Here is a 4,178-nt window from a genome sequence, read left to right as displayed (position 1 = left end):
AGCCAGGGCATCATGGCCCGCAACTGGGCACCAACCTCTTCGATGGGGTGCTCGGACTCCATCTTCTCCAGGGACTTTTTCATCGGAAGGCCAGCCTGGCTCTCCAGGATCCACTCTCGGGCGAACTCGCCTGACTGGATCTCCGCCAGGATGTCCTGCATCTCCTCACGGGACTGCTCATTGATGATCCTCTCGCCGCGGGTCATAACACATATTTGTCGATGTTAGTACGTTTCTTCCAGGCCCTAACCATGAAAAATCGGATAGAGTATCTGCCGATGCGAGCGAGCGGGAATGGATTGTCCAGGACGGGGCTCCCGAGGCGGCGCTCTCCTCAGGACTGGGCCTCGCGCCCGTGTCCGGCCACTGCCAGAGGCGGCAGGTAATGCTCAGCAGTGTAAGACGACGCTGCCGGGCCATACTATAATTCCATAATCTCAGATAGAGTCTAATAGACGGCAATGCATAAATGAGCAGGAATTATCTCAGGCAATCCCGTAGCGAAAACATCCGTTTCGCGCTTTTGAGCGAGGATCGAATATGTCAATAGAAGTCTCTGTATCCGCTGCAAAAAAGAACCTGGAAGAAATTCTCTCTAAGCTCTCTCCTGGAGAGACTGCAATCCTAGTTGACCCTGAGGGCAAGCCCATGGCCGTTCTGGTCCCATTGAAGTCCTCCGAGGATACTTCAAAAGGGATCGACTGGGATGCAGAGTGGGAATCCCTGGCTAAGGAGATCGACTCAGCCTGGAAGAGCAAGAAGAGCGCGCTGGAGATCCTCACGGAGATGAGGAGATGAACCTGACCATCGACGCCAGCGTATTTGTATCGGCAGCGAGGCCTTCCGAGGAGCTGTATTCCATGAGCTACAGGTTCCTGCAGGAGGTGAAAGGAATGGGGATATTTTGTCCCACCCTTGTTCTATCCGAGTGTGGAGCAGCCATTGCCAGGCCCACAGGAGATTCTCTCCTTTCAAGGAGATTGGTATCTCTGATAAGGCATTTTCCAGGCGTGACACAGGTCCCTCTGGATTACTCCCTTGCTCTTCGTGCGGCAGAGATCGCCATTGAGAACCGCCTTCGCGGTGCGGATGCGGTTTATGTGGCGGTGGCAGAAGAGTTCGATGCTGCTCTGATCTCCTGGGATGCGGAGATGCTGCAGCGCAGTCCCGAATTTGTGCAGACAATGAGCCCTGAACAATGGCTGGAAAGCCCTGCCGGGGCCAGCGAGCCAGAATAGGCGGCTCAAGGTGACCATGCGGAACTGCGACGAGCGTATCCGAGCGGGATCAATGATCGCGGGCACCGACTGGAAGGGATTTGCCATCTTACATAGTTGGACGATACCTTGGACAAGAGTGTGGACGCGAACAATTTGTCTCTTTGATCTTAATTCGTTGACGGGAGATAAAGTATCCAATTTTTTGCTTTCGTAACCTGAAAATAGCTATCAAATACGGGCCAATTCCAGATACCGGTTTCGAAAATTGTGCAAATTATCTCCCGTAAATCCCTAAGCTAATTAGATGCAATAAGAGACTGATCGTAAAAGCAAATTAGATTTTCGATAACCTTATACATTCCAGTGTGGATTAGCGATCTGTGATAATAAAGAAAAAATCAATTTTGGAGACTATTATGGGGAGTACTTTGTTTAGGTGGTCTATTTATCCCATTTTATTTATTATTGTCATGACCTTCACATCCCCTGTAACGTGGAATATCATTCCTAATAATATACCAAATTTGAATTATCTTTTCCTTCAAACATATCCTGATAGTGCCAGATACATGTTGAGCACCATAGTGCAAAGTGAGGCGGCAATATTTGCATTGATAGTATCGCTGAGCCTTGTGGCCGTACAGCTTTCGGCATCATCTTTTTCTTCAAGAATAATTGAGATATTTAAGAAATCTCCAGATGTTTGGACATTGATACTAATTTATATTTTTCTCATAATCTACGGTGTAGCAATTTTAAAACTAATAGAGCCAAATGAAGAAATTATATCTGACTTCGAATATTATATATCACTTGACTATCGATTGGGCGTCTTTGCTTTTTTAGCGTTGATACCATACATATGGAACATTCTTGATTTGCTTAAGCCTTCAAATATAATCGATAAATTATCTGAGAAAATAACAAAAGAAAGAATTCTGTCCATTGATAGATTTGGAGATAAAAATGATGCGATTCAACCCATTACAGATATCATAATTTCTTCTTTGATGAGATATGATGAGAGTACGGTAATATATGGATTGAATGCAATAGGATCTAAGTTGGAATTAATATTTACAGAATTCGATAAATGTGATGTATGCAATGTGAGTATTGTCTTTCGACATTTATCAATAATTGGAGAATTAGCTGTAGAAAAGAGGGATGCCTATGCGACTGTCCATGCAATTGTCACGATAGGACAAATTGGAATGCTCGCTACTGAAGAAATGCTGGAAGAAGTGTCCCTGCAATCTATACTAAGCATAGGCGAAATCGGAACAAGATCTAATAGACAAAACATGGAATATGTTTCAATCTGGGCTGTAAATCTCCTTGGAAAGATTGGAGTACTAGCTACAAACAAGATGTTCCAAAATAATTGTGCTCTCCAGGCAATATTATTCACGAAAGATATAGGAGCAACGGCGGCAGAAACAAGTAGAAAAGTCTCTATAAAACATGCAACGTCATCAATTAGATCCATTGGCATGGAAGGATCTAAACGCAGGCAAAAGGATACGGTATTGATTGCCGTATCAGAATTGGAAAAATTAGGAGTTATATCTATCGAATCAGGTCTTGAAAATGAAGCAATTGCAGCAGCGGAATCTCTAGAGGCAATCACGATTATAGCCATTGAGAATAATCTCGAAAGTGAAGCGGTTTTTGCAGCTCATGCAATTGGCAATCTCGGTACTATTGCCGCAAAAAAAGAGTTCAAAGAAATGATATCTAATATATTACTATATCTCAAGAAAATTGGTGAGAATTCTATCGATCGAAGGAGTGAGAAGACCGCATCAATTGCTATTATCGGGTTGGGGAGTGTCGGTATAGCTTCCGCAAAACAAAAGCTGTGTAAGGCAACAGACCAATCGATATCACAAATTAAGTTTCTCCAGATCTTGGCAAAAGAAAATAAGCTAGATGATATTAGCAGTCTAGGAGAAAAATCAATCAACAATATATATTCATCTATTGATTTTAAAAAAGATGACATAAACATAGAATCAGGAATATGAGGTATTTCCTGACAATTATTATTGACTTACAGCTACCTCACACGTCCATCTTGGCAACGAGTCAGGAAACCGCTCTTCCTTCCTATGATTTAGTCTTCGATGGATCTTATGATCGTTTATCATGAGGCCATAGTGGCATGGCTTCGCATCCGGGCACGCTCTTCCGTGCCCGTGCGAGACCATGCAATGCACCAAACGATTCAAGCTTACTTCTTCTCTAACCAGGGCATCATGGCCCGCAGCTGGGCACCAACCTCTTCGATGAGGTGCTCAGACTCCATCTTCTCCAGGGACTTTTTCACCGGAAGGCCAGCCTGGCTCTCCAGGATCCACTCCCGGGCGAACTCGCCTGACTGGATCTCCGCCAGGATATCCAGCATCTCCTCACGGGACTGCTCATTGATTATCCTGTGGCCCCGGGTCATGCCCCCGTATTCAGCGGTGTTGGATACATTGTTCCACATGCGCATGAATCCGCCCTCGTAGATCAGATCCACAATCAGCTTCAGCTCGTGACACGCCTCGAAATAAGCGATCTCAGGCTGGTATCCCGCATCCACCAGGGTCTCGAAGGCTGCCTTAATCATCTCCGTCACCCCGCCGCACAGGTCCACCTGCTCCCCGAAGAGATCGGTCTCCGTCTCCTCAGTGAAGGTGGTCTCAATGACCCCGGCCCGTGTGCCGCCAATGCCCTTGGCATAGGCCAGGGCCTTCTTCTTGGCCTCGCCGGAGTGGTCCTGCTCCACAGCCACCAGACATGGAACTCCCTTGCCCTCCTGGTAGGTCCTGCGCACCAGGTCGCCGGGACCCTTGGGCGCTACCATGACCACATCGACGTTCTCAGGCGGAACGATCTGGAAGTAGCGGATGTTAAAGCCGTGGCTGAACCCAAGGACGTTGCCCTCCTCCAGGTTTGGAGCGATCTCGTCCC

General features: G+C 46.5%; 4 protein-coding genes and 1 pseudogene. 3 read left to right on the top strand and 2 right to left on the bottom strand.

The window, feature by feature from the left end; translation table 11 throughout:
- Positions 1-206, bottom strand: a pseudogene (locus tag BP822_RS06005) (ketol-acid reductoisomerase); the annotation flags it as partial.
- A 334-nt stretch (positions 207-540) separates the two neighbouring features.
- Between BP822_RS06005 and BP822_RS06000 the strand changes: the two are divergent.
- The 3 genes from BP822_RS06000 (at position 541) to BP822_RS05990 (ending at position 3,247) form a co-directional block, all read left to right on the top strand.
- Entirely contained in the window at positions 541-798 is a 258-nt protein-coding gene (locus BP822_RS06000) for a type II toxin-antitoxin system Phd/YefM family antitoxin (RefSeq protein ID WP_286877953.1), read from the top strand.
- Positions 795-1,238, top strand: coding sequence for a type II toxin-antitoxin system VapC family toxin (locus BP822_RS05995; protein WP_286877952.1), 444 nt, complete (start codon positions 795-797; stop codon positions 1,236-1,238). Before BP822_RS06000 ends, BP822_RS05995 begins: the two co-directional genes overlap by 4 nt.
- A 362-nt stretch (positions 1,239-1,600) precedes the next feature.
- Positions 1,601-3,247 (top strand): DUF2254 family protein, encoded by a 1,647-nt coding sequence (locus tag BP822_RS05990; protein ID WP_286877950.1) that lies wholly within the window; start codon positions 1,601-1,603, stop codon positions 3,245-3,247.
- A 206-nt stretch (positions 3,248-3,453) separates the two neighbouring features.
- On the opposite strand, the gene ilvC is transcribed toward BP822_RS05990, so the two are convergent.
- A partial coding sequence (gene ilvC, locus BP822_RS05985) for a ketol-acid reductoisomerase (protein ID WP_286877949.1) occupies positions 3,454-4,178 on the bottom strand: 725 nt, incomplete at its 5' end.

Origin of the sequence: Methanosaeta sp. UBA458 (assembly GCF_002496085.1) — an archaeon.
In the GTDB taxonomy this organism is placed as follows: Archaea; Halobacteriota; Methanosarcinia; order Methanotrichales; family Methanotrichaceae; genus Methanothrix; species Methanothrix soehngenii.
This window is presented reverse-complemented; position numbering and strand designations above follow the sequence as displayed.

Excerpts from the sequence above, each read along its gene's own strand:
- BP822_RS06000 (WP_286877953.1), top strand. The coding sequence starts at position 541 with ATGTCAATAGAAGTCTCTGTATCCGCTGCAAAAAAGAACCTGGAAGAA.
- BP822_RS05995 (WP_286877952.1), top strand. The coding sequence starts at position 795 with ATGAACCTGACCATCGACGCCAGCGTATTTGTATCGGCAGCGAGGCCT.